This window comes from Pseudomonas syringae group sp. 243L2 (assembly GCF_032587875.1).
GTDB lineage: Bacteria > Pseudomonadota > Gammaproteobacteria > Pseudomonadales > Pseudomonadaceae > Aquipseudomonas > Aquipseudomonas amygdali.
In genome coordinates this window covers 192,842-216,086 of record NZ_JAWHPL010000002.1, presented here as the reverse complement: position 1 = coordinate 216,086, position 23,245 = coordinate 192,842, and the positions used below count along the sequence as shown (strand labels likewise).

The 23,245-nt window shown below is 57.0% G+C and carries 29 protein-coding genes and 1 tRNA gene; 20 read left to right on the top strand and 10 right to left on the bottom strand.

Annotated elements, in window-relative coordinates; genetic code table 11:
* Nucleotides 1-71: 71 nt before the first annotated feature.
* Both RYB66_RS01085 and RYB66_RS01080 read right to left on the bottom strand, forming a co-directional pair.
* On the bottom strand, nt 72-773 hold the full coding sequence (locus RYB66_RS01085) for an endonuclease (RefSeq protein ID WP_005732586.1): 702 nt from the start codon (nt 771-773) through the stop codon (nt 72-74).
* Nucleotides 774-777: 4 nt separating this feature from the next.
* The gene (locus tag RYB66_RS01080) at nt 778-1,029 is read right to left on the bottom strand and encodes a DUF1654 domain-containing protein (RefSeq protein ID WP_004662361.1); all 252 of its coding nucleotides are present in this window, start codon (nt 1,027-1,029) and stop codon (nt 778-780) included.
* Between the two features lie 133 nt (nt 1,030-1,162).
* On the opposite strand from RYB66_RS01080, the gene RYB66_RS01075 reads away from it, so the two are divergent.
* The 8 genes from RYB66_RS01075 to RYB66_RS01040 all read left to right on the top strand — a co-directional run bounded on the left by RYB66_RS01075 (nt 1,163) and on the right by RYB66_RS01040 (nt 8,554).
* Nucleotides 1,163-1,387, top strand: coding sequence for a YgdI/YgdR family lipoprotein (locus tag RYB66_RS01075; RefSeq protein ID WP_002553145.1), 225 nt, complete (start codon nt 1,163-1,165; stop codon nt 1,385-1,387).
* 232 nt (nt 1,388-1,619) lie between these two features.
* The gene (locus tag RYB66_RS01070) at nt 1,620-2,540 is read left to right on the top strand and encodes a sugar ABC transporter substrate-binding protein (protein WP_371875231.1); all 921 of its coding nucleotides are present in this window, start codon (nt 1,620-1,622) and stop codon (nt 2,538-2,540) included.
* Between the two features lie 53 nt (nt 2,541-2,593).
* Nucleotides 2,594-4,147 carry a sugar ABC transporter ATP-binding protein gene (locus RYB66_RS01065; protein WP_016981984.1) on the top strand — a complete coding sequence of 518 codons (1,554 nt, stop codon included), beginning with the start codon at nt 2,594-2,596 and terminating at the stop codon, nt 4,145-4,147.
* Nucleotides 4,144-5,136 (top strand): ABC transporter permease, encoded by a 993-nt coding sequence (locus tag RYB66_RS01060; RefSeq protein ID WP_002553148.1) that lies wholly within the window; start codon nt 4,144-4,146, stop codon nt 5,134-5,136. The genes RYB66_RS01065 and RYB66_RS01060 overlap by 4 nt, the downstream gene beginning before the upstream one ends.
* A 1-nt stretch (nt 5,137) precedes the next feature.
* Complete coding sequence (locus RYB66_RS01055) at nt 5,138-6,154, top strand: LacI family DNA-binding transcriptional regulator (protein WP_002553149.1); 1,017 nt, start codon at nt 5,138-5,140, stop codon at nt 6,152-6,154.
* A 30-nt stretch (nt 6,155-6,184) separates the two neighbouring features.
* Nucleotides 6,185-7,105: a ribokinase gene (gene rbsK, locus RYB66_RS01050; RefSeq protein ID WP_316893544.1), complete on the top strand. Its 921-nt coding sequence runs from the start codon at nt 6,185-6,187 to the stop codon at nt 7,103-7,105.
* Nucleotides 7,102-7,506, top strand: coding sequence for a D-ribose pyranase (gene rbsD / locus RYB66_RS01045; protein WP_002553152.1), 405 nt, complete (start codon nt 7,102-7,104; stop codon nt 7,504-7,506). Before rbsK ends, rbsD begins: the two co-directional genes overlap by 4 nt.
* A gap of 22 nt (nt 7,507-7,528) precedes the next feature.
* Nucleotides 7,529-8,554 (top strand): nucleoside hydrolase, encoded by a 1,026-nt coding sequence (locus tag RYB66_RS01040; RefSeq protein WP_316893543.1) that lies wholly within the window; start codon nt 7,529-7,531, stop codon nt 8,552-8,554.
* Nucleotides 8,555-8,581: 27 nt separating this feature from the next.
* On the opposite strand, the gene RYB66_RS01035 is transcribed toward RYB66_RS01040, so the two are convergent.
* Nucleotides 8,582-8,776, bottom strand: a complete 195-nt coding sequence (locus RYB66_RS01035; protein ID WP_002553154.1) for a hypothetical protein — start codon at nt 8,774-8,776, stop codon at nt 8,582-8,584.
* Nucleotides 8,777-9,085: 309 nt separating this feature from the next.
* Between RYB66_RS01035 and RYB66_RS01030 the strand changes: the two genes are divergently transcribed.
* Nucleotides 9,086-9,433, top strand: coding sequence for an I78 family peptidase inhibitor (locus tag RYB66_RS01030; RefSeq protein ID WP_005779800.1), 348 nt, complete (start codon nt 9,086-9,088; stop codon nt 9,431-9,433).
* A 65-nt stretch (nt 9,434-9,498) separates the two neighbouring features.
* On the opposite strand, the gene RYB66_RS01025 is transcribed toward RYB66_RS01030, so the two are convergent.
* Complete coding sequence (locus RYB66_RS01025) at nt 9,499-9,711, bottom strand: cold-shock protein (protein WP_002553156.1); 213 nt, start codon at nt 9,709-9,711, stop codon at nt 9,499-9,501.
* Nucleotides 9,712-10,006: 295 nt separating this feature from the next.
* The gene (locus RYB66_RS01020) at nt 10,007-10,312 is read right to left on the bottom strand and encodes a hypothetical protein (RefSeq protein ID WP_004662375.1); all 306 of its coding nucleotides are present in this window, start codon (nt 10,310-10,312) and stop codon (nt 10,007-10,009) included.
* A gap of 360 nt (nt 10,313-10,672) precedes the next feature.
* Here RYB66_RS01020 and thrS point away from each other — a divergent pair, with 360 nt between their 5' ends.
* The 9 genes from thrS (at nt 10,673) to RYB66_RS00975 (ending at nt 18,123) form a co-directional block, all read left to right on the top strand.
* Nucleotides 10,673-12,595, top strand: coding sequence for a threonine--tRNA ligase (thrS, locus tag RYB66_RS01015; protein ID WP_005746771.1), 1,923 nt, complete (start codon nt 10,673-10,675; stop codon nt 12,593-12,595).
* Nucleotides 12,595-13,146 carry a translation initiation factor IF-3 gene (gene infC / locus RYB66_RS01010; RefSeq protein ID WP_170855886.1) on the top strand — a complete coding sequence of 184 codons (552 nt, stop codon included), beginning with the start codon at nt 12,595-12,597 and terminating at the stop codon, nt 13,144-13,146. Before thrS ends, infC begins: the two co-directional genes overlap by 1 nt.
* A gap of 60 nt (nt 13,147-13,206) precedes the next feature.
* Nucleotides 13,207-13,401, top strand: coding sequence for a 50S ribosomal protein L35 (rpmI, locus tag RYB66_RS01005; protein WP_002553160.1), 195 nt, complete (start codon nt 13,207-13,209; stop codon nt 13,399-13,401).
* Between the two features lie 29 nt (nt 13,402-13,430).
* Entirely contained in the window at nt 13,431-13,787 is a 357-nt protein-coding gene (gene rplT / locus RYB66_RS01000) for a 50S ribosomal protein L20 (RefSeq protein ID WP_002553161.1), read from the top strand.
* A 104-nt stretch (nt 13,788-13,891) separates the two neighbouring features.
* The gene (gene pheS, locus RYB66_RS00995; protein WP_005746769.1) at nt 13,892-14,908 is read left to right on the top strand and encodes a phenylalanine--tRNA ligase subunit alpha; all 1,017 of its coding nucleotides are present in this window, start codon (nt 13,892-13,894) and stop codon (nt 14,906-14,908) included.
* Between the two features lie 28 nt (nt 14,909-14,936).
* Nucleotides 14,937-17,315, top strand: a complete 2,379-nt coding sequence (gene pheT, locus RYB66_RS00990; RefSeq protein ID WP_316893542.1) for a phenylalanine--tRNA ligase subunit beta — start codon at nt 14,937-14,939, stop codon at nt 17,313-17,315.
* Between the two features lie 3 nt (nt 17,316-17,318).
* A complete protein-coding gene (ihfA, locus tag RYB66_RS00985; protein ID WP_002553164.1) occupies nt 17,319-17,621 on the top strand; it encodes an integration host factor subunit alpha in 303 nt (100 codons plus the stop codon).
* Entirely contained in the window at nt 17,602-17,958 is a 357-nt protein-coding gene (locus tag RYB66_RS00980; protein ID WP_002553165.1) for a MerR family transcriptional regulator, read from the top strand. The genes ihfA and RYB66_RS00980 overlap by 20 nt, the downstream gene beginning before the upstream one ends.
* 88 nt (nt 17,959-18,046) lie before the next feature.
* A tRNA-Pro gene (locus RYB66_RS00975) sits at nt 18,047-18,123 on the top strand.
* Between the two features lie 88 nt (nt 18,124-18,211).
* On the opposite strand, the gene RYB66_RS00970 is transcribed toward RYB66_RS00975, so the two are convergent.
* The 3 genes from RYB66_RS00970 to RYB66_RS00960 all read right to left on the bottom strand — a co-directional run bounded on the left by RYB66_RS00970 (nt 18,212) and on the right by RYB66_RS00960 (nt 20,313).
* Nucleotides 18,212-19,324, bottom strand: a complete 1,113-nt coding sequence (locus tag RYB66_RS00970; protein WP_005779795.1) for a tyrosine-type recombinase/integrase — start codon at nt 19,322-19,324, stop codon at nt 18,212-18,214.
* A complete protein-coding gene (locus RYB66_RS00965) occupies nt 19,324-19,536 on the bottom strand; it encodes a hypothetical protein (protein ID WP_005753573.1) in 213 nt (70 codons plus the stop codon). Before RYB66_RS00965 ends, RYB66_RS00970 begins: the two co-directional genes overlap by 1 nt.
* 300 nt (nt 19,537-19,836) lie before the next feature.
* The gene (locus tag RYB66_RS00960; protein ID WP_005779793.1) at nt 19,837-20,313 is read right to left on the bottom strand and encodes a hypothetical protein; all 477 of its coding nucleotides are present in this window, start codon (nt 20,311-20,313) and stop codon (nt 19,837-19,839) included.
* A gap of 249 nt (nt 20,314-20,562) precedes the next feature.
* Here RYB66_RS00960 and RYB66_RS00955 point away from each other — a divergent pair, with 249 nt between their 5' ends.
* A complete protein-coding gene (locus RYB66_RS00955) occupies nt 20,563-20,916 on the top strand; it encodes a hypothetical protein (protein ID WP_005779791.1) in 354 nt (117 codons plus the stop codon).
* On the opposite strand, the gene RYB66_RS00950 is transcribed toward RYB66_RS00955, so the two are convergent.
* Nucleotides 20,913-21,995, bottom strand: coding sequence for a DNA-methyltransferase (locus RYB66_RS00950; protein ID WP_005779789.1), 1,083 nt, complete (start codon nt 21,993-21,995; stop codon nt 20,913-20,915). The two genes, RYB66_RS00955 and RYB66_RS00950, sit on opposite strands and share 4 nt — an antisense overlap.
* Before the next feature lie 283 nt (nt 21,996-22,278).
* Nucleotides 22,279-22,887: a hypothetical protein gene (locus RYB66_RS00945; protein ID WP_005745890.1), complete on the bottom strand. Its 609-nt coding sequence runs from the start codon at nt 22,885-22,887 to the stop codon at nt 22,279-22,281.
* A gap of 71 nt (nt 22,888-22,958) precedes the next feature.
* Between RYB66_RS00945 and RYB66_RS00940 the strand changes: the two genes are divergently transcribed.
* Nucleotides 22,959-23,231, top strand: a complete 273-nt coding sequence (locus RYB66_RS00940) for a hypothetical protein (RefSeq protein ID WP_232829586.1) — start codon at nt 22,959-22,961, stop codon at nt 23,229-23,231.
* The last annotated feature ends 14 nt before the right edge of the window (nt 23,232-23,245 follow it).

The following is a 23,245-nucleotide window of genomic DNA, read 5'->3' as shown; positions in this document are numbered from 1 at the left end:
GATTCACTCATACGCATGAATGGATGACCCAATGGTCATCCAAACGAAGATCTTCTGTTTTGAAACAAGCCTCATTTACATGCCTTGAGGTCTACCGGGCCGACAAAATCATTACCCCGACCCATAACGCAGGCGACCTGCTGGTTGCGCTGGCGCTCCCAGGCCTGGGGCGGATAAGTCTTGTCCCAGGCTTGATAAAGCTGTTGGTCCTGACGCGACAGGCGCAAGTTGTATTGCTTGCTCATGTAGAAGTAGGTGCGGGCGATCATGCCGCGAATGGAAGGGCGAGGCATGACCTTTTTCGCCTTGAAATCCACTTGCGTCAGGCAAGAACCGTACTGGCCTTTTTGCTCGGGTACCCAGCCAAAGCTGAAGTTGCTGCGGTCGCCATTCACTTCGCCGATGCTGGGTACCAGGTTATGCAGGTCTGCCTCGGCGCGTTTATAAACGGCATCGGTCTTTGTGCAGTTTTTGCGCCCGCCGTTCTGCCAGCATTGGCGCAGATGGCCGATCTGCCAGGCTGGAACAATGTGCTCCCATTCAATGCGACTGGCGCGCTTGGCGCTCTTGCGCGGGACATAGCCGCAGCCAGCAATATCGACCCGGTTGCCGGTGTATTTGCAGCCGCAGTAAAATTCGGTCGATTGTGGTGCGTATAACCCCCAGGCGACTTTCTTGGCTTCGCTGAAAGTACGCGGAGCTTGGGCCTGAGCGCTGAATGAAGCGGTGATGAGCAGGGTGGTGCAAAGCAGTGTCGAGAATCGAAACATCATGCCGTCAGTCTTCCTTCGGCAACGTCCAGAATATTTGCACACCACCATCGTCGCGCCAGGCGAGGGTGACGTTGTCGTTCTCGGCTATTTCTTCAAGAAGCTGCGCCCAGTCGTCCTCTGACTCATCCGGTTGACGAAAAAGCAGGGCAGCCCTGGATTTCTGCGCGGTAGGCGAGTTGATGATCTTCTGTACCCGCATGCCCATGCGCTCGTAAGGGCCGGGAGTGGAGGCGGTCGCTGCGGTTTGTTTGGCCACGGATAGGGTTCCTGATTTTAGCTGTACGGGCATACAGTATTTCAGTGTCGGATCTTTCGCAACATCTATGTAAGATAAAGCGCTTGAAATGGCACACTATTGTCTTGAAAAACCAACGCTCCCGGAGTCGCGCATGAATATCAAGTCACTGACGTTTCCGTTACTGGCCGCAACTGCTGTACTGCTGGCAGGCTGTTCCACGCCTTCGGTCGTCACGCTTCAGAACGGCACACAATACATCACCAAGGACATGCCCAAGACCAAGAGTCGTGATGGTTTCTACGAGTTTGAAGACATCTCCGGCAAGAGAGTCCGAATCAAGGCCGACGAAGTGGCTACGGTCAGACCGGAGGAGTGAAATCCGACTGAACGCTAATGCTCGTTCCCTGTGCGTTGGGGGCGAGCAGTACAAACAGATTTCATTTCCGACGGATTGACAAACCCTGCGGGTTTTTTCATAGTTCATCCCTCGCAAACGTTTGCGTGTTGATGCATTGCATCGACCCTGCGTCGTTCGCCCGAACAATAATCACAAGATCGGAGATGAACTCATGAAGCTGCCATTTGCTGGACGCCTTCTCGCTGTCGCCATGTTCGCTGCTGTCACGGCAGTCATGCCCCTCTCTGCTGCATACGCTCAGACGCCTGAAAAACCTAAGGTCGCATTGGTGATGAAGTCGCTCGCCAATGAATTTTTCCTGACCATGGAAGACGGTGCCAAGGCTTATCAGAAAGAGCACGCCACCGACTTCGACCTTATTTCCAACGGGATCAAGGACGAGTCAGACACCTCTGCGCAGATTCGTATCGTTGAGCAGATGATTGTCTCCAAAGTCGACGCCCTGGTGATCGCGCCTGCCGACTCCAAGGCGTTGGTGCCGGTGCTCAAGAAAGCTACAGACGCCGGTATCAAAGTCGTCAATATCGACAACCAGCTTGATCCCGACGTGCTCAAAAGCAAAAGCCTGATGATCCCGTTCGTGGGTCCGGACAACCGCAAAGGTGCCGAGCTGGTAGGCGACTACCTGGCCAAGCAGCTCAAGAGCGGTGACGAAGTCGGCATTATCGAAGGCGTGCCGACCACCACTAACGCTCAGCAACGCACCGCCGGTTTCAAGGATGCCATGGACAAAGCGCAGATGAAGGTTGTGTCTGTACAGTCCGGCAACTGGGAAATCGACAAGGGCAACGCCGTTGCTTCGGCGATGCTCAATGAATACCCGAACCTGAAGGCCCTGCTGGCCGGTAACGACAGCATGGCGCTGGGGGCGGTTTCTGCGGTGCGTGCAGCAGGCAAGGCTGGCAAGGTCATGGTGGTGGGTTACGACAACATCAACGCGATCAAACCGATGCTCAAGGACGGCCGAGTGTTGGCCACTGCTGACCAGTTTGCAGCCAAACAAGCGGTCTTTGGTATTGAAGCTGCGTTGAAGCTGGTCAAAGGCGAGAAGGTCGACACCAACGAAAAAGGCGTCATCGAAACGCCAGTAGAACTCGTTACCAAACCTTGATCCACACCGCGTAAAGGTGCCCGTCCTTGAAGGACGGGTGCTGGGAGAAATGTATGTCAGCGTCTGTTCAGACAGCTGTTCTTTCGGTCAGTGGCATCGGTAAAACCTACGCTCAACCCGTGCTCGGTGACGTCGATCTGACGTTGATGCGTGGCGAAGTGCTGGCCCTGACCGGGGAAAACGGTGCCGGTAAAAGCACCTTGTCGAAAATCATTGGCGGCCTGGTGACGCCCACTACCGGGCGCATGGAGTTTCAAGGGCAGCCTTATGAACCTGCGAGTCGTACCCAGGCCGAAAAGCTCGGGGTTCGCATGGTCATGCAGGAACTGAACCTGCTGCCGACCCTGACCGTTGCCGAAAACCTGTTCCTTGACGACCTGCCGCGTCGTGCTGGCTGGATCGACCGCAAGCGCCTGCGTGAAAATGCGATCAAGGCTATGGCTCAAGTGGGTCTGGACGCTATTGATCCCGATACGCTGGTCGGCGATTTGGGGATCGGTCATCAGCAGATGGTCGAGATCGCTCGCAACCTGGTTGGCGACTGCCATGTGCTGATCCTCGATGAGCCTACTGCCATGCTCACCTCACGCGAGGTGGAAATGCTGTTCGAGCAGATCACGCGGCTGCAGGCTCGTGGCGTCTCGATCATCTACATCTCCCACCGGCTTGAGGAGCTTGCCAGGGTGTCTCAGCGCATAGCCGTACTGCGCGATGGCAAGCTGGTGTGCGTCGAGCCGATTGCCCGCTACAACAGCGAGCAACTGGTCACGTTGATGGTCGGCCGTGAACTTGGCGAACACATGGACATGGGCGCCCGGCAGATTGGCGAAGTAGCGCTGTCAGTCAAGGGGCTCAGTCGTGCAGGCAAGGTTCAGGATGTTTCGTTCGATGTGCGACGAGGTGAAATCTTCGGTATTTCCGGGCTGATCGGTGCCGGGCGCACCGAGTTGCTGCGCCTGATCTACGGTGCAGATGTTGCCGACAGTGGTGCGATTGAAGTTGGGCAGCCACTGCAAGCCGTCACCATCCGTTCACCCTCGGACGCCGTGGAGCACGGTATTGCCCTGATCACGGAAGACCGCAAGAGCGAAGGACTGCTGATGTCGCAGTCAATCAGCGCCAACATTGCGCTGGGTAATATGCATTCGATCTCCAGAGCAGGCCTGGTCAACACCGATGACGAGCTGAAGCTGGCGCAGCGCCAGGTGGCTGCCATGCGTATTCGCAGTTCCAGTCCGGACCAGCTGGTCTCCGAGCTGTCAGGCGGTAATCAGCAGAAGGTCGTGATCGGTCGCTGGCTGGAACGTGATTGCCCGGTGATGCTGTTCGACGAGCCGACGCGAGGCATCGACGTCGGTGCCAAATTCGATATCTACGCGCTGCTGGCCGAATTGACCCGTCAGGGCAGGGCGCTGGTGGTGGTTTCCAGTGATCTGCGCGAGCTGATGTTGATCTGCGATCGTATCGGTGTGCTGTCTGCCGGTCGCCTGATCGACACGTTCGAGCGCGACAGCTGGACCCAGGACCAATTGCTTGCCGCTGCCTTTGCCGGTTATCAGAAACGTGACGCGCTGCTCAATGACGCCGCGCCCAGGAACGACTCATGAAAAATACTCCTTCTCCGACGCTGACCGTGCCGGCCCGTCGCGGCGGCAATTACTTTGGTCTTGGCACCTACATCGGGCTGGCGGGTGCGCTGCTGGTGATGATCGTGCTGTTTTCCCTGCTCAGCGATCACTTTCTGTCCTATCAGACATTCAGCATGCTGGCCAACCAGATCCCTGACCTGATGGTGCTGTCGGTCGGCATGACGCTGATCCTCATCATCGGCGGTATCGACCTGTCCGTTGGGTCGGTGCTGGCGCTGGCTGCTTCGGCTGTGAGTGTGGCCATCCTGGGCTGGGGCTGGAGTGTGTTCCCGGCCGCCTTGCTAGGCATCGCCTGCGCGACCCTGGCCGGTACGATTACCGGCTCCATTACTGTTGCCTGGCGCATCCCTTCGTTCATCGTCTCCCTCGGTGTGCTGGAGATGGCCCGTGGCGCGGCCTACCAGATGACCAATTCGCGCACCGCTTATATCGGTGATTCGTTCGCCTGGCTGTCCGACCCGATCGCGTTCGGTATCGCGCCGTCCTTCATCATCGCACTGCTGGTTATTTTCATTGCTCAGGCGGTGCTGACCCGTACCGTTTTTGGTCGCTACCTGATCGGCATCGGCACCAATGAAGAAGCGGTGCGTCTGGCCGGTATCAATCCCAAACCCTACAAGATTCTGGTGTTCTCGCTGATGGGCCTGTTGGCCGGTGTGGCGGCGCTGTTTCAGATATCGCGACTGGAAGCGGCTGATCCGAATGCCGGTGCCGGGCTTGAGCTGCAAGTGATTGCCGCCGTCGTGATCGGTGGCACCAGCCTGATGGGCGGGCGCGGTTCGATCATCAGTACTTTTTTCGGCGTGCTGATCATTTCGGTACTGGCCGCAGGCCTGGCGCAGATCGGTGCGACCGAGCCGACCAAACGCATCATCACTGGTGCGGTGATTGTGATCGCAGTAGTGCTGGACACCTACCGCAGTCACCGGGCACGGCGCCAGGGCTGATATGGCGACTATCAAGGATGTCGCGGCGCTGGCGGGAATCTCGTACACCACGGTCTCCCATGTGCTAAACAAGACCCGGCCGGTGAGCGAGCCGGTCAGGCTCAAGGTCGAGGCGGCCATCGCGCAGCTCGATTATGTGCCCAGCGCCGTGGCGCGTTCGCTGAAGGCCAGGAGCACATCGACCATCGGCCTGTTGATTCCCAACGGTATGAATCCGTATTTCGCCGAGCTGGCGAGGGGCATCGAGGACTACTGTGAGCGCAACGGTTTTTGCGTGATCCTCTGTAATTCCGACGACAACCCGGAAAAACAGCGCAGTTACCTGCGTGTTTTGCTGGAAAAGCGCGTTGACGGGTTGATTGTCTCGTCTGTGGCGGGTGATGCCAGCGTCGCCTGTGGCCTCACCGAGGTGCGCACGCCGCTGGTAATCGTCGACCGCGAGCTGCAAGGCATCGAAGCTGACATGGTGCGCATCGATCACGAGCAGGGTGCCTGGCTGGCAACCCGACATCTGCTTGATCTGGGGCATCGTCACATTGCCTGCATTGGCGGGCCGCGTGACAGCATGGTTGCCGAGATGCGCCTGGCGGGTTATCGGCGGGCCATGCAGCAGGCATCTGTCGAGGTCGGCCCGGATTGGGCGGTGCACAGCGAATTTACCAGTTCGGCTGGCCATGCGGCTGCGAAGCTGCTGCTGGCCGGTCATGCGCCAACAGCGATCTTTGCCGGCAACGACGTCATCGCTATCGGTGTGCTGCGCGCCGCCGCCGAGCGTTCTATTCGCGTGCCTCAGGATCTGTCGGTCATCGGTTTTGATGACATTCAGATGAGCCGCTACGTCTATCCGGCCCTCACCACCGTGGGGCAATCGATCATGCAACTGGGCGAAACCGCCGCCGAAATGTTGTTAAACCGAATCGCCGCACCGCATACAGTTCCTGTCGAAAAAAGACTCGTGACGCCTTGCGTCGTGGTGCGCGAGTCCACGGCAGCGCCGAACACTTTGTCCAATGAATGACGCGCACGCACAGCAACGGATTAATGAGCCATGCAAGCAAAAATAGTGATAGTGGGCAGTCTGAACATGGATCTGGTCATCCGCGCACAGCGTCTGCCGCGCCCCGGCGAGACGCTGAGCGGGGAAACGTTCGACACCGTGCCTGGCGGTAAAGGCGCCAATCAGGCAGTTGCCGCAGCGCGCCTGGGTGGCAGTGTGGCGATGATCGGCTGTGTGGGTGCCGATGCCTACGGGGAACAACTGCGTGCAGCATTGCTGGCCGAGCATATCGACTGTCAGGCCGTGACGGTCGTTGAAGGCGTATCAACCGGGATCGCTTCGATTGTGGTCGACGCCAGCAGTCAGAATGCAATTGTCATTGTTGCCGGCGGCAATGGTCGGCTCACTCCGGCATTGATCGAGCGTTTCGACGCATTGCTGGCGGGTTCCGGGATCATCATCTGCCAGCTTGAAGTGCCGACTGAAACAGTTTTCCACACTCTGACCCGCGCCCGCGCGCTGGGCAAGACCGTCATTCTCAATCCTGCCCCGGCCAGCGAGCCTTTGCCGGCAAACTGGTATGGCCTGATCGACTATCTGATCCCCAATGAAAGCGAGGCGCAGACCCTGACAGGTGTGACTGTCGACTCCTCGGCGGCGGCTGAAGAGGCGGCAGCGGCCATGCTGGCGGCCGGGGCGCGCAACGTAATCATTACCCTGGGTGAGCGTGGAACCCTGTTCGCCAGTGCTGCGGGCGTGGAACATATCCCTGCGCGTCGTGTACAGGCCGTGGACACCACCGCTGCAGGTGATACCTTTGTTGGTGGTTTTGCCGCAGCACTGGCGGCGGGTCAGAGTGAATCGCAGGCCATTCGCTTCGGTCAGGCCGCGGCAGCCATATCCGTGACCCGCGCGGGTGCCCAGCCGTCCATCCCGACGTTCGAGGAAGTAAAGGAATTCGATTCACTATGAAAAAGACCCCGCTACTCAACATTGCCCTGTCTCGCGTCATTGCGTCGCTGGGGCATGGCGACATCCTGATGATCGTCGACGCTGGAATGCCAGTACCGGCAGGCGTCGAGCTGATCGACCTGGCGCTGACTCGCGGCGTACCTGATTTCGTCAGTGTGCTGGACGTGGTGCTGAGTGAGATGCAGGTCGAAAGCCATGTGCTGGCCAACGAAATGGCCGAGGTCAAGCCGCCCGCATTGCAGGTCATCGAAAGCCTGAACCTCGATGATCAATTGGGTCAGCAGCGCTGGATAAGCCATGAGGACCTGAAAGTATTGAGCCGCAAGGCCAGGGCAATCATCCGTACCGGAGAATGCCAGCCGTACAGTAATGTGGCGCTGGTTTCCGGAGTTGTGTTCTAGCTATCAAGAAAGGGAGTTTCATATGACGTTGATGCAGTTTTCCAGACAGTTCATTCGTGGAGCATTGCTCTTGTCCATACTGAGTAGCGCTGCCGTTCAGGCGGCAGAAAAGCGTGATCTGATCATCGATACCGACCCTGGCGCGGACGACGTCGTTGCGCTGCTGCTGGCGCTGGCGTCACCCGAAGAATTGAACGTGATGGCGATCACCACCGTCGCCGGCAATGTCCGTCTGGACAAGACCTCGCGCAATGCCAGGCTGGCGCGTGAATGGGCCGGGCGTGAAGAAGTGCCGGTGTATGCCGGTGCGCCCAAACCGTTGGTGCGCACACCTATCTACGCAGAAAACGTTCACGGTCAGGAAGGGTTGCCCGGCGTGCCCGTGCATGAGCCAGCCAAGGGGTTGGCCGACGGTAATGCAGTCGATTACCTGATCCGCACCTTGAGCAAGGCCAAGCCGCACAGCATCACTATCGCCATGCTCGGTCCGCAGACCAACCTGGCGCTGGCGCTCGTGCAGGCACCGGAAATCACCCAGGGCATCAAGGAAGTGGTGGTCATGGGGGGCGCGCATTTCAACGGCGGTAACATTACGCCGGTCGCCGAATTCAACCTGTTTGCCGACCCGCATGCTGCGCAGATCGTTCTGGCCAGTGGTGTGAAGCTTACTTACGTACCGTTGGACGTGACCCACAAGATCCTGACCAGCGAACAACGCCTCAAGCAGATTGCCGCATTGGGCAATAACGCCGGCAAGCTGGTCGACGGCATTCTCAATGAATACGTCAAACTGGACATGGAGCATTACGGCTTGCCCGGTGGGCCGGTTCACGACGCCAGTGTCATTGCCTGGTTGCTCAAGCCCGAGTTGTTTTCCGGGCGGCAGATCAACGTTACGGTCGACACCCGCGAGGGCATTGGTTTCGGCCAGACGGTGGCTGACTGGTACGGCACGCTCAAGCAGCCGCAGAATGTATTCTGGGTCGAGAATGGCAACGCTAAGGGTTTCTTCGATCTGCTGACCGAGCGTCTGGCGCGACTGAAGTAACCCATCACGCGGGCTGCAACAGGTGCATCAGACCGGCAGTCCTGCCGTGGCATAACGGCTCAGTACCTGGCTGATGAAGGCGCGGGCGCCCTCGGTGCCCAGTTCCTTGATCAGCAGGTCGACGGCAATGATCATCAGCTCTTCCGGGTTTCCGGGGCTGTGCGAGCAGTGGCCCTGAGGCCATCTGGCCTTGATGTCTGCATCCAGAGTTATGGCTGTCATGTCTGTTGATCTCCAGTAAAGGGTCACGCACTACGCTGTTCGCTTCCCGGCGCTTGCGTCTCTTGCAGTAAACCATCCCGCGCACATTTTGACACTTCTACTTACATCTCATCCCGATAGTCCGAGTCTATGGCAATAGGTTGTAAACGTTTTGTGACGATTTCACCGCGCGCCTTGTGTGATCCCAAGGCAGACTCTCGGCCCAGGCAGATCAACAGGTTACCGATGGCTTCTCAACTGAGGTGTGCAACCAACGCGCCTGAGTGCGGTCGGACAGGTCTGGAATGTTTTATTGGCAGAGGAGGGTGTATGCCCCGGAAGTTCGCAACATTGGGTTTTGTGGTCGTGGCGTCGTTGCTGGCGGGATGCAGCAGCACGTCCTCTGATAAGGGCGCTGAAGCGTCCGTCAAGGCAGACGCTCCCGCATCCGCCAGTAACGCCAACGCCATACCCGGCCGTTGTGACGCAGGGCTTGGCCAGTTCGCAATCGGCAAGCCAGCGTCCATCGACCTTCTGTCACAAGTGCGCGCCCGTACCGGTTCTCAGGATGCCCGCATTCTCGGGCCTGACGATATGGTTACGTTGGAATACCGATCCGAGCGGGTAAACGTTAATACCGACGCTTCGGGAAAGGTGACACGCATCAACTGCGGTTGAGTCGGCACTTTTCTGTGGCGCATAAAAAACCCCGTCAGCGACGGGGTTTTTTTGCGCCGAATGAATCAGTCAACGCGGACTTGTTCTGCCTGCATGCCTTTCTGGCCTTTAGCAGCAACAAAAGAAACGGTCTGGCCTTCTTTCAGGCTTTTGAAACCGTCGCTTTCGATCGCTTTGAAGTGTACGAACAGGTCGTCACCGCCACCCTGTGGAGTGATAAAGCCGAAGCCTTTTTCATCGTTGAACCATTTTACGGTGCCGGTTTGGCGATTAGACATGGTGTATCTCCAGAAACATAATTTTCAATAACGTGCTGCTCAGGCCAACTGGGCACACGAGCCTATCATAGTCGAAATGCGCAAAAAGACAGCTACTAAGGTGATCTCTTTAGTCTGGGTCGCTGCATATGCAAAGCGTCATACACATAAAGTGGCTAAATGATGTCTCTGCCAGCCTTGCATCAAGACTGTTCGGGATATGCTGAAAGCCCCGCTCTGCAAGGCTTTCAGGTTGGCGGCGGGGCGCAGCTCTCGGCATTTCAGGCAGCTGCTTTACTGCGTTAAAAAAAATGATTTATTTTGATTTGGTGCAGTTTTCGGCAACCAGTTTCTGCAGTTTTTGCGTCAATGCAGGGGCAGGAGCGCTATCGGTACTGCTCAATGCTTCGATTTCCTGCTGAGAAAACTCCTTGTTCACTACCCGGGCGCTGCAATCGCAATGAGCCTGCGCGGCCTTGGCATCTTGCTTGTGCTGATTCGCCGCAGCGATGCATTCCTGGGTGAACGTGTCTTGCACGGTTTTTTCCATGGCAGCCTGAGCGCCCCAAGGGGCCATGACGGCGGCGCAGGCGAGGAGTGCGGACAGACGGGAAAGCTTCATGGTGTTCTCCTTTTGCTGACTTTAGTGAACAAGGAAACGTACAGGATCCTGACTGGTTAAGACGCCCATCACGCCTGCCAGTTCAGGTGACGTGTTATTTGGCGTGATTTACGCATATGAACGTCCGGTGTCGGCCGAGCTGTGCTAGGATGCGCGTCCTGTTATTTTCAAGTGTCCCCATGGCTGATGGCTTTGGACGCGACGCAGGCAGGTTTTTCGTACATTCCAGTCATCTGGTCCGGTTCAAGGTTGGCCCCAAGGCTCCTGCCACTGTGAGGCAGGCATACCACCGGATCACGTACTGGCTCATCCCAACCCACGTGACCTTTGGTAGGGGTCACCACTAGGAGAGGAGGCGCCATGCCAACTATTACTCTTCCCGACGGCAGTCAACGTTCATTCGATCATGCGGTTTCCGTAGCCGATGTCGCGCTTTCAATCGGTGCCGGGCTGGCCAAGGCCACCGTGGCCGGCAAGGTTGACGGCAAGCTCGTCGACGCCTGCGACCTGATCGAAAACGATGTCAGCCTGCAGATCATCACCCCCAAGGATCAGGAAGGGCTGGAAATAATCCGTCACTCTTGCGCTCACCTGGTCGGGCATGCGGTCAAGCAGTTGTATCCGACTGCAAAAATGGTCATCGGCCCGGTGATCGACGACGGCTTCTATTACGATATCGCCTACGAGCGCCCCTTCACGCCTGACGACATGGCGGCGATCGAGCAGCGCATGCAGCAGCTGATCGAAAAAGATTACGACGTCATCAAAAAAGTCACCCCGCGCGCTGAAGTGATCGAGGTGTTCACCGCCCGTCATGAAGACTACAAGCTGCGCCTGGTCGAAGACATGCCAAACGAGCAGGCCATGGGCCTGTATTACCACGAAGAATACGTCGACATGTGCCGTGGCCCACACGTGCCGAATACTCGTTTCCTGAAATCGTTCAAGCTGACCAAGCTGTCCGGTGCCTACTGGCGCGGTGACGCCAAGAACGAGCAGTTGCAGCGCGTCTACGGCACTGCGTGGGCTGACAAGAAGCAGTTGGCTGCCTACATTCAGCGCATCGAAGAAGCCGAAAAGCGCGATCATCGCAAGATCGGCAAGCGCCTAGGCCTGTTCCATACCCAGGAAGAAGCGCCGGGTATGGTGTTCTGGCATCCGCAGGGCTGGACCCTGTATCAGGTGCTCGAGCAATACATGCGCAAAGTGCAGCGCGAGAATGGCTACCTTGAGATCAAGACCCCGCAAGTGGTTGATCGCTCGCTCTGGGAGAAATCCGGGCACTGGGCCAACTACGCTGACAACATGTTCACCACCGAGTCCGAGAGCCGCGACTACGCGATCAAGCCGATGAACTGCCCTTGCCACGTGCAGGTGTTCAATCAGGGCCTGAAGAGCTACCGCGAGCTGCCGATGCGTCTGGCCGAGTTCGGTGCCTGCCACCGTAACGAACCGTCGGGGGCCTTGCATGGCATCATGCGTGTGCGTGGCTTCACTCAGGACGATGCTCATATCTTCTGTACCGAAGATCAGATGCAGGCCGAATCTGCCGCATTCATCAAGCTGACGCTGGATGTCTACGCCGATTTCGGTTTCAAGGACATCGAACTCAAATTGTCCACTCGCCCTGAAAAGCGTGTAGGCTCCGACGAGCTTTGGGACCGTGCCGAGACGGCGCTGGCCTCTGCGCTCGACAGTGCTGGTCTGCCCTATGACCTGCAGCCGGGCGAAGGTGCGTTCTACGGTCCGAAAATCGAGTTTTCCCTCAAGGACTGCCTCGGCCGGGTCTGGCAGTGCGGCACCTTGCAGCTGGACTTCAACTTGCCGATCCGTTTGAGCGCCGAGTACGTTTCGGAAGACAACAGTCGCAAGAATCCGGTCATGTTGCACCGTGCGATCCTTGGGTCTTTCGAGCGCTTCATCGGAATTCTGATCGAGCATTACGAGGGCGCGTTTCCAGCCTGGCTGGCGCCTACTCAGGCAGTGATCATGAATATCACTGACAAACAGGCCGATTTTGCCCTTGAAGTGGAAAAAACTCTGGCTGAAAGCGGGTTTCGTGCCAAGTCCGACTTGAGAAATGAAAAGATCGGCTTTAAAATCCGCGAGCATACTTTGCTCAAGGTTCCTTATCTCCTCGTGATTGGAGATCGGGAGGTTGAAATGCAAACTGTCGCTGTGCGTACACGTGAAGGCGCTGACCTTGGCTCGATGCCGGTTGCCCAATTCGCTGAATTCCTCGCACAAGCGGTTTCCCGGCGTGGTCGCCAAGATACGGAGTAATTATTATTAAGCGTGAAATGAGACAAGATAAACGAGCTGCACCCAAGGCCCCGATCAATGAAAATATCTCGGCCCGCGAGGTTCGTTTAATTGGCGCTGACGGCGAGCAGATTGGCATCGTCTCGATTGATGAAGCGCTTCGTATTGCCGAAGAGGCTAAGCTGGATCTGGTAGAGATTTCTGCCGACGCACTTCCTCCGGTCTGCCGTGTGATGGATTACGGCAAATCGATCTTCGAGAAGAAGAAGCAGGTTGCTGCAGCGAAGAAAAACCAGAAGCAGATCCAGGTTAAAGAAATCAAGTTTCGTCCAGGGACGGAGGAAGGGGATTACCAGGTAAAACTACGCAACCTGGTACGTTTCCTGAGTGACGGGGACAGGGCCAAGGTATCGTTGAGATTCCGCGGTCGTGAGATGGCCCACCAGGAGCTGGGTATGGAGCTGTTGAAGCGGGTTGAAGGTGACCTGCTCGAATACGGTTCCGTCGAACAGCATCCTAAGATGGAAGGACGCCAGCTGATCATGGTCATCGCCCCGAAAAAGAAGAAATAACCACCAGGGCACGGCAGGCCTTGCGGTTATATTTATCAACTGAATGCGGAGTATCCGAACATGCCAAAGATGAAGACTAAAAGTGGTGCAGCTAAGCGGTTTTTGAAAACCGCCAACGGCATCAAGCACAAACACGCTTTCAAGAGCCACATCCTGACCAAAATGTCGACAAAGCGTAAGCGTCAACTGCGCGGTAGCAGCTTGCTGCATCCGTCTGACGTGGCAAAAGTCGAGCGCATGCTGCGCCTTCGTTAATTTTGATCAAGATATAGAGGAAGTAACTCATGGCTCGTGTAAAGCGTGGCGTCATTGCCCGTAAGCGTCACAAAAAAATTCTGAAACTTGCAAAAGGCTACTACGGCGCGCGTTCACGCGTATTCCGTGTTGCCAAGCAAGCGGTAATCAAGGCAGGCCAATACGCCTACCGTGACCGTCGTCAGAAAAAACGTCAGTTCCGCGCTCTGTGGATCGCTCGTATCAACGCTGGTGCTCGTGTTAACGGTCTGTCCTACAGCCGTTTCATTGCCGGCCTGAAAAAAGCGTCCATCGAGATCGACCGTAAGGTTCTGGCTGATCTGGCAGTGAACGAAAAAGCGGCGTTTGCTGCGATTGTCGAGAAAGCTAAAGCCACCTTGGCCTAAGTCCCCGACAATCACTGGCCCCGGTTCTCCGGCGTCGGTGTTAAACGTCATAAATAGGGGAAGAGCCTTCAGCTCTTCCCCTATTTTGTATCTGGAGTCTGTACATGGAAAACCTGGACGCGCTGGTCTCTCAAGCTCTTGAGGCTGTGCAAAGCGCCGAAGATATCAATGCCCTGGAGCAAATTCGGGTTCACTACCTTGGCAAGAAAGGCGAGTTGACTCAGGTGATGAAGACCCTGGGGAACCTGCCAGCTGAAGAGCGTCCGCAAGTCGGCGCGCTGATCAACCTTGCCAAGGAGCGTGTCACAGAGGTTCTCAATGCACGCAAGGCATCGTTCGAGCAGGCAGAACTGACTGCCAAACTCGCCGCCGAATGCATCGACGTGACCCTGCCGGGCCGCGGCCAGACCTCAGGTGGTCTGCACCCGATTACCCGTACTCTGGAACGTATCGAACAATTCTTCACGCACATTGGCTACGGCATCGCCGAAGGCCCTGAAGTGGAAGACGATTACCACAACTTCGAGGCGCTCAACATCCCAGGCCATCACCCGGCCCGGTCGATGCATGACACCTTCTATTTCAATGCGAACATGCTGCTGCGCACCCATACCTCACCGGTACAGGTCCGCACCATGGAATCGCAACAGCCGCCGATCCGCATTGTCTGCCCAGGCCGTGTGTACCGTAGCGACTCCGATATTACCCACTCGCCGATGTTCCACCAGATCGAAGGTCTGCTGGTTGATCGCGACATCAATTTTGCCGACCTGAAAGGCACCATCGAAGAATTTCTGCGGGTGTTCTTCGAGAAAGAGCTGGCCGTGCGCTTCCGTCCTTCGTATTTCCCGTTCACCGAGCCGTCGGCAGAAGTGGATATGGAATGCGTGATGTGCAGCGGCAAGGGCTGCCGTGTCTGCAAGCAGACTGGCTGGCTTGAAGTCATGGGCTGCGGCATGGTCCACCCGAACGTGCTGCGCATGTCGGGCATCGACCCTGAAGAGTTTCAGGGCTTCGCGTTCGGCATGGGCGTAGAGCGTCTGGCCATGCTGCGTTACGGCGTCAATGATTTGCGCCTGTTCTTCGACAACGATTTGCGGTTCCTCGCGCAATTTCGCTAAGTCGTAACGAACCTTTCAGGAGAGCAGGATGAAATTCAGTGAACAATGGCTGCGTGGCTGGGTAAGCCCGCAGGTTTCCCGCGACGAGCTGGTTGCTCGTCTGTCGATGGCCGGTCTTGAGGTTGACAGCGTCACGCTGGCCGCCGGTGTTTTCAGTGGGGTGGTCGTAGGCGAGGTGCTGAGCACCGAACAGCACCCCGATGCCGACAAGCTGCGCGTGTGCCAGGTCAGCAATGGCAGCGAAACCTTTCAGGTAGTGTGTGGCGCGCCGAACGTGCGACCCGGTCTGAAAATTCCGTTCGCCATGATCGGTGCCGAGCTGCCGGGCGATTTCAAGATCAAGAAAGCCAAGCTGCGTGGCGTCGAGTCCAACGGCATGCTGTGTTCAGCTGCCGAGTTGCAGGCCGGCGAGGGCAATGATGGCCTGATGGAGCTGGCCGCCGATGCGCCGGTCGGTGAAGACATTCGTGTCTACCTGAACCTGGATGACGCCAGCATTGAGGTCGACCTGACCCCGAACCGTGGCGACTGTTTGTCAGTAGCAGGTCTGGCGCGTGAAGTCGGTGCGCTGTACGCCACTGACGTCACCCGTCCGCAGATCGCTGCTGTCAGCGCTGTGCACGATGAAGTGCGCCCGGTCGAAGTATTGGCTCCGGCTGCATGCCCGCGTTACCTGGGCCGCGTCATCCGCAACGTTGATCTGTCGCGTCCTACTCCGCTGTGGATGGTCGAGCGTCTGCGTCGTTCCGACGTGCGCAGCATCGATGCCGCTGTCGATATCACCAACTACGTGATGCTCGAGCTGGGTCAGCCTCTGCATGCTTTCGATCTAGCCGAAATCAACGGCGGCATTCGTGTGCGCATGGCGGAGGAGGGCGAGAAGCTCGTTCTGCTCGACGGTCAGGAAGTCAGCCTGCGTGCCGACACCCTGGTCATTGCCGACCACCAGCGTGCTCTGGCAATCGCCGGGGTCATGGGTGGCGAGCACAGCGGCGTGACTGCCGGCACTCGCGATATCTTCCTGGAAAGTGCTTTCTTCGACACCATCTCGGTGGCTGGCAAGGCGCGTTCCTACGGTCTGCACACCGATGCCTCGCACCGTTACGAGCGTGGTGTTGACTGGCAACTGGCCCGTGAAGCCATGGAGCGGGCTACTGGCCTGCTGCTGGAAATCACCGGTGGTGAGGCTGGCCCGATAACAGAAGTGGTCAGCGAACAGCATTTGCCATCGATTGCTCCGGTTACGTTGCGCGCCAGCCGCGTCGAGCAGATGCTCGGTCTGGTCATTGAAAACGCCGAAATCGAGCGTCTGCTGACAGGTCTCGGCCTTGCTGTGACTGCCGAAGCCGACGGGCAGTGGCGTGTCGAAGTGCCAAGTCATCGTTTCGACATCAGCCTTGAGGTCGATCTGATCGAAGAACTGGCTCGTCTGTACGGCTACAACCGTCTGCCGGTTCGTTATCCGCAAGCCCGTCTTGCTCCTCAGGCCAAGGCCGAAGCCAAAGGCGATCTGCCCGAGCTGCGTCGCCTGCTGGTTGCCCGCGGTTATCAGGAAGCGATTACCTACAGCTTCATCGACCCGAAATGGTTCGAACTGTTCTCGCCGGGTGCCAAGCCACTGTTGCTGGCCAACCCGATTTCCAATGACATGGCCGCCATGCGCGCCTCGCTATGGCCGGGTCTGGTCAAAGCGCTGCAGCACAACCTTAACCGCCAACAGGACCGCGTACGCATGTTCGAAAGCGGCCTGCGCTTCGTTGGTCAGCTCGATGGCTTGAAGCAAGAGCCGATGCTGGCGGGTGTGGTATGCGGCAGCCGTCTGCCGGAAGGTTGGGCGCAAGGCCGTGATGCGGTCGACTTCTTCGACGTTAAGGCTGACGTCGAAGCGGTTCTGGGTTTTGCCGGTGCGCTGGGTGAGTTCACCTTCACTCCGGGCCAGCATCCCGCCTTGCACCCAGGTCAGACAGCTCGCATCGAGCGTGATGGTCGCGAAGTCGGCTTCCTGGGCGCCATTCACCCGGAACTGTCGAAAACCCTGGGCCTGGATCGTCCGGTATTTGTTTTCGAGCTGGTTCTGGCTGAAGTATCGACAGGCCGTCTGCCGAAATTCCACGAGCTGTCGCGCTTCCCGGAAGTGCGTCGCGACCTGGCATTGCTGGCTGATCGCGACGTTTCGGCCAGTGCGGTTCTGGACGTTATTCGTGAAAATGCAGGCGAGTGGCTCACAGACCTCAGGTTATTTGATGTTTACCAGGGTAAAGGCATTGATCCACATAGAAAAAGCCTTGCAGTCGGCTTGACCTGGCAGCATCCATCGCGCACTCTTAATGACGATGAGGTAAACGCAACGACACTTGCTATCCTCACCTCGCTTGAGGAGAGGTTAAACGCCACGTTAAGGAAGTAGCGTATGGGGGCTCTGACGAAAGCTGAGATGGCCGAACGTCTGTACGAAGAGCTGGGCCTGAATAAACGGGAAGCCAAGGAACTGGTTGAACTGTTTTTTGAAGAAATCAGGCACGCTCTGGAAGATAACGAGCAGGTGAAGTTGTCAGGTTTCGGCAACTTCGACCTTCGAGACAAGCGCCAGCGGCCTGGGAGAAATCCCAAGACCGGTGAAGAAATTCCGATTACGGCGCGCCGTGTGGTCACCTTTCGTCCAGGGCAGAAGCTGAAGGCCCGAGTTGAGGCATATGCTGGAACCAAGTCATAACGATGAGCTACCGCCGATCCCCGGCAAACGCTACTTCACCATCGGTGAGGTCAGCGAGCTCTGCGCGGTAAAACCGCACGTTTTGCGTTATTGGGAGCAGGAGTTTCCTCAACTCAACCCCGTCAAGCGACGCGGAAACCGCCGGTATTATCAGCGCCAGGACGTGCTGATGATCCGTCAGATCCGCGGCTTGCTCTACGATCAGGGCTTCACCATTGGTGGTGCCCGACTTCGTCTTACCACCGGGGAACCGAAGGACGATACCCAGCAGTACAAGCAGATGATCCGGCAGATGATTGCCGAGCTGGAAGACGTACTGGTTATGCTCAAAGCGTAATTGAGCAGCCAGGATACTTCCAAAATTCAAATGCTTAGGGTATATTTCTCAACGTTTTCGCAGGTTGCAAAACAGATACACGCCTAGTCGGGGCGTAGCGCAGTCCGGTAGCGCACTAGCATGGGGTGCTAGGGGTCGAGTGTTCGAATCACTCCGTCCCGACCATATTTTGTTAAGGGGATCAGTCACTTACGGTGCTGATCCCCTTTTTAATTTCCGGCTTGCGCAAAACCCGCGCAAAACTTGCGCAAAACTAATTCGAAAACTGGCTGATATCGAGGTCGGGAACTGCCTCTGACCAGACAATTTCGGCGGGGTCTTTCTGGTAGTTTTTCGTCATATCCTCGCTCGCATGCCCGGCGATCTTTTGGCCGTCCTTTCCGGCTTTCTTGTATAAGTGCAGTGACAGCGCCCGCACTTCGTGGAAGCCCGGCATTTCCTCGTCACTCCGATCCGTGTAGCACCCAGCATCCTCTCGCGCTGCCTTGAACGCGCGTGTCAAATATCGCTCTTCGATCTTCGTCCAGTGGTCCTTGGTCTGGGCCTGCTTTTGCTTCAGGCGCTCCGGGCGCCGGTGAACGAGATAGGGCGAAGCCACGTTGTCCCTGCACCGACTGATGACAGCCTGCAACTCTGGCGTCACTCGGAATCGAATCCAGGCTGCGTCACTGGCCTTGGCCGTCTTCTGCTGGATGACATACAGATAGCCTTCCCGCACGTCCTCAAACTTCATGTCCAAAATGTCGGTTCGGCGCTGGGCTGTGATCAGTGCCAGATCGATCGAGTTCCGTAGCCAGGCCGGCGACTTCTCGCGTATTAGTTTCAGGCCCTCGACGGTATGGCGCTTGCGCTGTTTCTTTTCGATTAGGTTGATGGTGCTGGCCGCAGGATTGTCCGGGCACAAGCCTTTAGCGGCGGCGTGGTTGAATATGTCGATGAGCAGGGCTCTGCACTGATTGGCGGTACGCGGCGTCAATTCGTCGAGCATCACAGCAACCATGCGGATGCTGATCTGATCCACAGCCTTGCCTTCAAACGCTCTACGGAATCGCCGAAAGTGAACCGCGTACAGCTGAAGTGTTCCTTTCGCCAGTTCCCTCGGCGGCAGTACGGTTGCTTCATAGTGATCAAGGAAGCCTGCAAACGATTCAGAGGTCACGCCCAGCACCGTTTCGACCAGATCTGCCCCCTGCATGAATGCCAGATTCAGTTGCTTGGCCGCGTCGACCGCTTTGATTCGGTCGGTCCCAAACTGAAACCACTTGCCGTCAGTAGGCCTGCGATATCGATAGGTGCCGCGCCGGTCGTCCATGTACAGATTCTGGGGCAGGCCCTTGTTTGATTTGTTGCGCGGTCGGGGGACCATCATGCAGCTCCTTTCAATACCATCGCGATCAGGTCATTACCTGCTGCTTTGTTGTAGGCGGCCCAGTCGATATACCAGAGCTTTCCAATTTGCTCACCTGGGAGCTGGCCGTTGCGGATGTAATTTCGGATCGCCTGGGGGCACGGCGGCGTGCCGTTCTCGCCCCAGCGCCGACGCTGAAACTCACTGATCTTGATCAGTTCTTTTCTCATATTCTTGGCTCCGGGCCGCGCTGGCGGCGGAAGTGGTTAATTGACAGGCCAGCCAAGCGGCATTCCGTCGGCGCGCATCAAGTGAGGCGGGAGGTCTTCGCGCAAACACATCGGCATTGTCCCAGGCACGCCACAGGCGTGGCATCCGCTCGGCATGCCACGACATATCGAATGCAGCAAAGGGAAGCCGCTTTTGCAGCGATCGTTCGTTGCGTCGTACTCCGAGCAAGGAATTCTTTCGGGCATGACTTCGTCCTTGCCGCACACGCGGCTGACATTGAATTGATTGAGAGGGGGTGGTTACTGCGGGGTGTTCAGCTTGGCGACTTCATCAAGGCAGGCGTTCCAGGTCTTGGCCTCGCCAACCGCCGCTGCATGCTGGTCGGCACTTTCAAACTCATCACGATGCGGCAGGTCCAGTCGCTCAGGCAGCACCACCTTCGCCGTGGCGGGTTGGGCGGAAGAGTTCTCAGCGTTAACGCGATCTATGTAAGCTGGCAGCAGTGTTGGTGGAAAAGTGTCTTCCCAAGGTTTTACATTGCGCTTTGCTGAATCTTGTAGCTGGCTCACGTGTCCGACAAGCTCGCGTACAAGATCTGGATAACCTTCCACCTCGTAGAATTTGCAAAGCGTCGAGTCTGGCTGGTGCGTCGCAACGGCGAGGAGCATGTCCCATGCCGTTTGCTCATCGTCAAAGCCTCCATCAGCTATCTGGCCTATCAGCTGTTCAATTTCGGCCGTGATGGCAGACGGCACCAGCTTGAATTCGTTGCTCATGATTTCGATTCCTTCGCGCTCTGCGCATAACGGGCCTGACGCGCTTTGGAGCAGGCCTTGTGGTTTACCCTAGCGCGGTAGCAATTGCAGATATCGCAGAGACCATCGCGGGCCAGCCAGGGCGTGAGCAGGGTTTTGGGTTTGGAGGGGTGGCGGAGGGCGGTCGTATATGCAGCCTGATTCTATTTGTGGGCACAGGGGCACCTCGCCGGTATATTGCGTGCGAAATTTATTTGGGTGATTTGGTAAATGTCTTATTTCGAGCCGGAAGGGAAAGACGCAGCAACGACCAAAGAAGTATGGAATCGACTGACTTGCGCTGGCTTTCTTATGATGCTGGCTGTGATTGTTCCGATCATTTCCCACTACGGGTTCTGGAAGTTACCGGACGAAACGATCCCTGCTTGGGTTATGAGGTCGGGAGCGCTTGTGACGATGTTGGCTCTACTTGCTGAGCATGTTCTTTCAGAAGGTGTGCCCCGCCTCACAAATCCGCTAATTAGCAGATTCCAGTCGGCATTCAGCATCATGCGGAAAATAGCCTTTTTAGAAATGGTGATTGGCACGGCTATTTGGGGTTATGCCGACAGGATTTTTTACTAAGCTGCCGGTACTGAGTCGCGAAATACGTCCATCTGCGCAGCGCCATCCAGCCACGCCGAGTCAATACGAGCGCGAGCCAGGGCCGCATACCCTGGGTTCAGTTCGCAGATGATCGACCGGCGACCTTCCTGCATCGAAACCAGCGACGTTGTACCGGCACCGCCGAATGGGTCCAGCACCACGCCGCCGCGCGGTGCGCTGGCCAGAATGCATGGCCTTATCAGGTCGGGCGGGAAGGTTGCGAAGTGGGCTCCCTTATAACCCACCGTTGGCACTGACCAGACGGAGCGCTTATTTCGCACGTCCAATGGGTAATCGCTGTCATCCCGATCAGGTCGATGAGTTCCGAATGCTTGGCCTGGAATTGCCTGCTCCCGCTTCGAATCTTCCCGCTTGAAGCTGTCCCGCCTGCTGCGCACTGCTTTCATCGGCCCATTTGTTTTGCCTGGCACTCGATCACTTCCCGCTTGATCGTCAACGTTCTGAGATAGGCGCGCGATAGAGCTGGCTGCCACCGGTTCCTTTATGGCGTCCTGGTCGTAGAAGTACCGCCGCGACTTGCTGAGCAGGAACAGATATTCGTGAGCTTTAGTGCAGCGGTCGCGCGTAGACTCAGGCATGGGGTTTGGCTTGTGCCAGATGATGTCCTGCCGGAGATACCAGCCGTCGTCCTGCAGCGCGAAGGCCAGGCGCCAGGGCATGCCCATCAAGTCCTTGTGTTTAAAGCCAGCGGGTGCTGATCGCCAGCCCGTTGCGCTACCTTTTCCCTTCCATGCTGCGTCACCACGCTCTGCCATGTAGCTTCCGCCCCCGCCACGCCCGCCAGTGGCATAGCTGTCGCCCATGTTCACCCAGATCGTGCCGTCAGCGCGGAGCACCCGTCGCACCTCGCGGAACACGTCGACCAGGCGGGCTATGAACTCGGCAGGTGTTTCTTCAAGGCCGATCTGGCCTTCCACGCCATAGTCACGCAGACCGTAGTAGGGCGGGCTGGTCACGCACGTATGCACGCTTTCATCTGGCAGCGTGCGCATCACGTCGATGCAGTCGCCTAACAGTATCTGGTGTAGCTGGCTCATAATCGATTCCGAAGGGTGGCGTGAGTCGTTGAGGTGGGGGAGCAGTGAGAGGTTATCCACAAAAGCCGAATTGCGGATCTAGCCGCAAACGCATTACCTTGTAGCTCGATGCGCCTATGTTTCTCTAGCTTGAGGTCTTCATTAAAAGAGGATCCTCAAATGGAACATCTATCTTTGGCATTTGAAATCGCTGATTCCATATCAAACTTGATTGAAAGCTTATTGCGGGTCTGGATATTGATCATGGTGATCAATCGTTCAGCGCAATAGGTGAGGGAGGGTGTTAAGGGTGGTTGTCCGCACCGCAATTTTGGCAATCGGACAAGTAGCATTCACTGACTGCAATGAAGCGTCCGCAGCCCTGACAGTTGAATACCTGTTTGCTGATGCGTCGCGGCTTCGGTGGCGCGATGCCGGTGCCGCGCAGAGCTTGTTTCAGGTCCACATCTTGCCGATGCACCAAACGCCTGGCGCGCGTGACGATGTAATCCAGCGGCCAGATGATCAGCTCGTCGTCGCCGATAGCGGTGACCGCTTCGAGGGTCAGCCTGTGCGCGCGCTTAAGTCGGTCAGTGCCGCCGATGGGCCACTTGGCAAAGAAAATGTCGTTGCCGTTCCATTGCTGCTGGATCTGCAAAACGCACTGGCATCCCTCAGTCGGCTGTGCTGCCGGGTCGGTCTTGCTGATGTACTGATGATCGACGCCGAGATGCGTGCGCTCGTCAATATAGGCTTTCGGCCACGGGATATCTGTGTCTCTATTCCCTTTGGCCTGTTCCAGTGTGAATAGCTCGGCTTTATCCAGGTTGGTCGTGTAACCGCCGCCCAGCGCCCAGAACGTCAATCCGTCGCCAACATGGCTTCGGCTGTACTGCAGGTAAAACTGGCTCATGGCGTTCCTCCATGCATGCGCCGCCCTCCGTGTCCGGTGGTGGCAAATAGGTTGGGGGTGAGCTATAGATCATGACCGGCATGGAGCCGGATCGAGGAGTGAATATGGCTAATCAGGCGCAAATAGATGCTGTCTTCCTGATTTTCATGAATAGGGTCACTACTGGAGAAGTGAAATACATAATGCCGCCAGATGTTCTTCTAAAGACGTTCGCGCTTTTTATCTTGGTGGCTGCAATATTTATCATGGGCATGGAAAAGATAATTGCTGAGTCGACTGTAAGTGCGTTACTAGGGGCAATCGCAACGGGGGTGCTTGGAATATCCCTAAAGAAGACCGAATAAACCCAGTGCCTTCT

Bases quoted from the DNA above. Each gene is read 5' to 3' on its own strand.
- thrS (WP_005746771.1), top strand. From the start codon at position 10,673: ATGCCAACTATTACTCTTCCCGACGGCAGTCAACGTTCATTCGATCAT.
- rbsK (WP_316893544.1), top strand. From the start codon at position 6,185: ATGCAAGCAAAAATAGTGATAGTGGGCAGTCTGAACATGGATCTGGTC.
- RYB66_RS01040 (WP_316893543.1), top strand. From the start codon at position 7,529: ATGACGTTGATGCAGTTTTCCAGACAGTTCATTCGTGGAGCATTGCTC.
- RYB66_RS01065 (WP_016981984.1), top strand. From the start codon at position 2,594: ATGTCAGCGTCTGTTCAGACAGCTGTTCTTTCGGTCAGTGGCATCGGT.
- RYB66_RS00955 (WP_005779791.1), top strand. From the start codon at position 20,563: ATGTCTTATTTCGAGCCGGAAGGGAAAGACGCAGCAACGACCAAAGAA.
- RYB66_RS01020 (WP_004662375.1), bottom strand. From the start codon at position 10,312: ATGAAGCTTTCCCGTCTGTCCGCACTCCTCGCCTGCGCCGCCGTCATG.
- RYB66_RS01070 (WP_371875231.1), top strand. From the start codon at position 1,620: ATGTTCGCTGCTGTCACGGCAGTCATGCCCCTCTCTGCTGCATACGCT.
- RYB66_RS01055 (WP_002553149.1), top strand. From the start codon at position 5,138: ATGGCGACTATCAAGGATGTCGCGGCGCTGGCGGGAATCTCGTACACC.
- RYB66_RS00960 (WP_005779793.1), bottom strand. From the start codon at position 20,313: ATGAGCAACGAATTCAAGCTGGTGCCGTCTGCCATCACGGCCGAAATT.
- RYB66_RS01030 (WP_005779800.1), top strand. From the start codon at position 9,086: ATGCCCCGGAAGTTCGCAACATTGGGTTTTGTGGTCGTGGCGTCGTTG.
- RYB66_RS00950 (WP_005779789.1), bottom strand. From the start codon at position 21,995: ATGAGCCAGCTACACCAGATACTGTTAGGCGACTGCATCGACGTGATG.
- RYB66_RS01025 (WP_002553156.1), bottom strand. From the start codon at position 9,711: ATGTCTAATCGCCAAACCGGCACCGTAAAATGGTTCAACGATGAAAAA.
- RYB66_RS01075 (WP_002553145.1), top strand. From the start codon at position 1,163: ATGAATATCAAGTCACTGACGTTTCCGTTACTGGCCGCAACTGCTGTA.
- pheS (WP_005746769.1), top strand. From the start codon at position 13,892: ATGGAAAACCTGGACGCGCTGGTCTCTCAAGCTCTTGAGGCTGTGCAA.
- RYB66_RS01035 (WP_002553154.1), bottom strand. From the start codon at position 8,776: ATGACAGCCATAACTCTGGATGCAGACATCAAGGCCAGATGGCCTCAG.
- RYB66_RS01085 (WP_005732586.1), bottom strand. From the start codon at position 773: ATGATGTTTCGATTCTCGACACTGCTTTGCACCACCCTGCTCATCACC.
- RYB66_RS00965 (WP_005753573.1), bottom strand. From the start codon at position 19,536: ATGAGAAAAGAACTGATCAAGATCAGTGAGTTTCAGCGTCGGCGCTGG.
- RYB66_RS00940 (WP_232829586.1), top strand. From the start codon at position 22,959: ATGACCGGCATGGAGCCGGATCGAGGAGTGAATATGGCTAATCAGGCG.
- RYB66_RS00945 (WP_005745890.1), bottom strand. From the start codon at position 22,887: ATGAGCCAGTTTTACCTGCAGTACAGCCGAAGCCATGTTGGCGACGGA.
- pheT (WP_316893542.1), top strand. From the start codon at position 14,937: ATGAAATTCAGTGAACAATGGCTGCGTGGCTGGGTAAGCCCGCAGGTT.
- RYB66_RS01060 (WP_002553148.1), top strand. From the start codon at position 4,144: ATGAAAAATACTCCTTCTCCGACGCTGACCGTGCCGGCCCGTCGCGGC.
- RYB66_RS00970 (WP_005779795.1), bottom strand. From the start codon at position 19,324: ATGGTCCCCCGACCGCGCAACAAATCAAACAAGGGCCTGCCCCAGAAT.
- rplT (WP_002553161.1), top strand. From the start codon at position 13,431: ATGGCTCGTGTAAAGCGTGGCGTCATTGCCCGTAAGCGTCACAAAAAA.
- ihfA (WP_002553164.1), top strand. From the start codon at position 17,319: ATGGGGGCTCTGACGAAAGCTGAGATGGCCGAACGTCTGTACGAAGAG.
- rbsD (WP_002553152.1), top strand. From the start codon at position 7,102: ATGAAAAAGACCCCGCTACTCAACATTGCCCTGTCTCGCGTCATTGCG.
- RYB66_RS00980 (WP_002553165.1), top strand. From the start codon at position 17,602: ATGCTGGAACCAAGTCATAACGATGAGCTACCGCCGATCCCCGGCAAA.
- rpmI (WP_002553160.1), top strand. From the start codon at position 13,207: ATGCCAAAGATGAAGACTAAAAGTGGTGCAGCTAAGCGGTTTTTGAAA.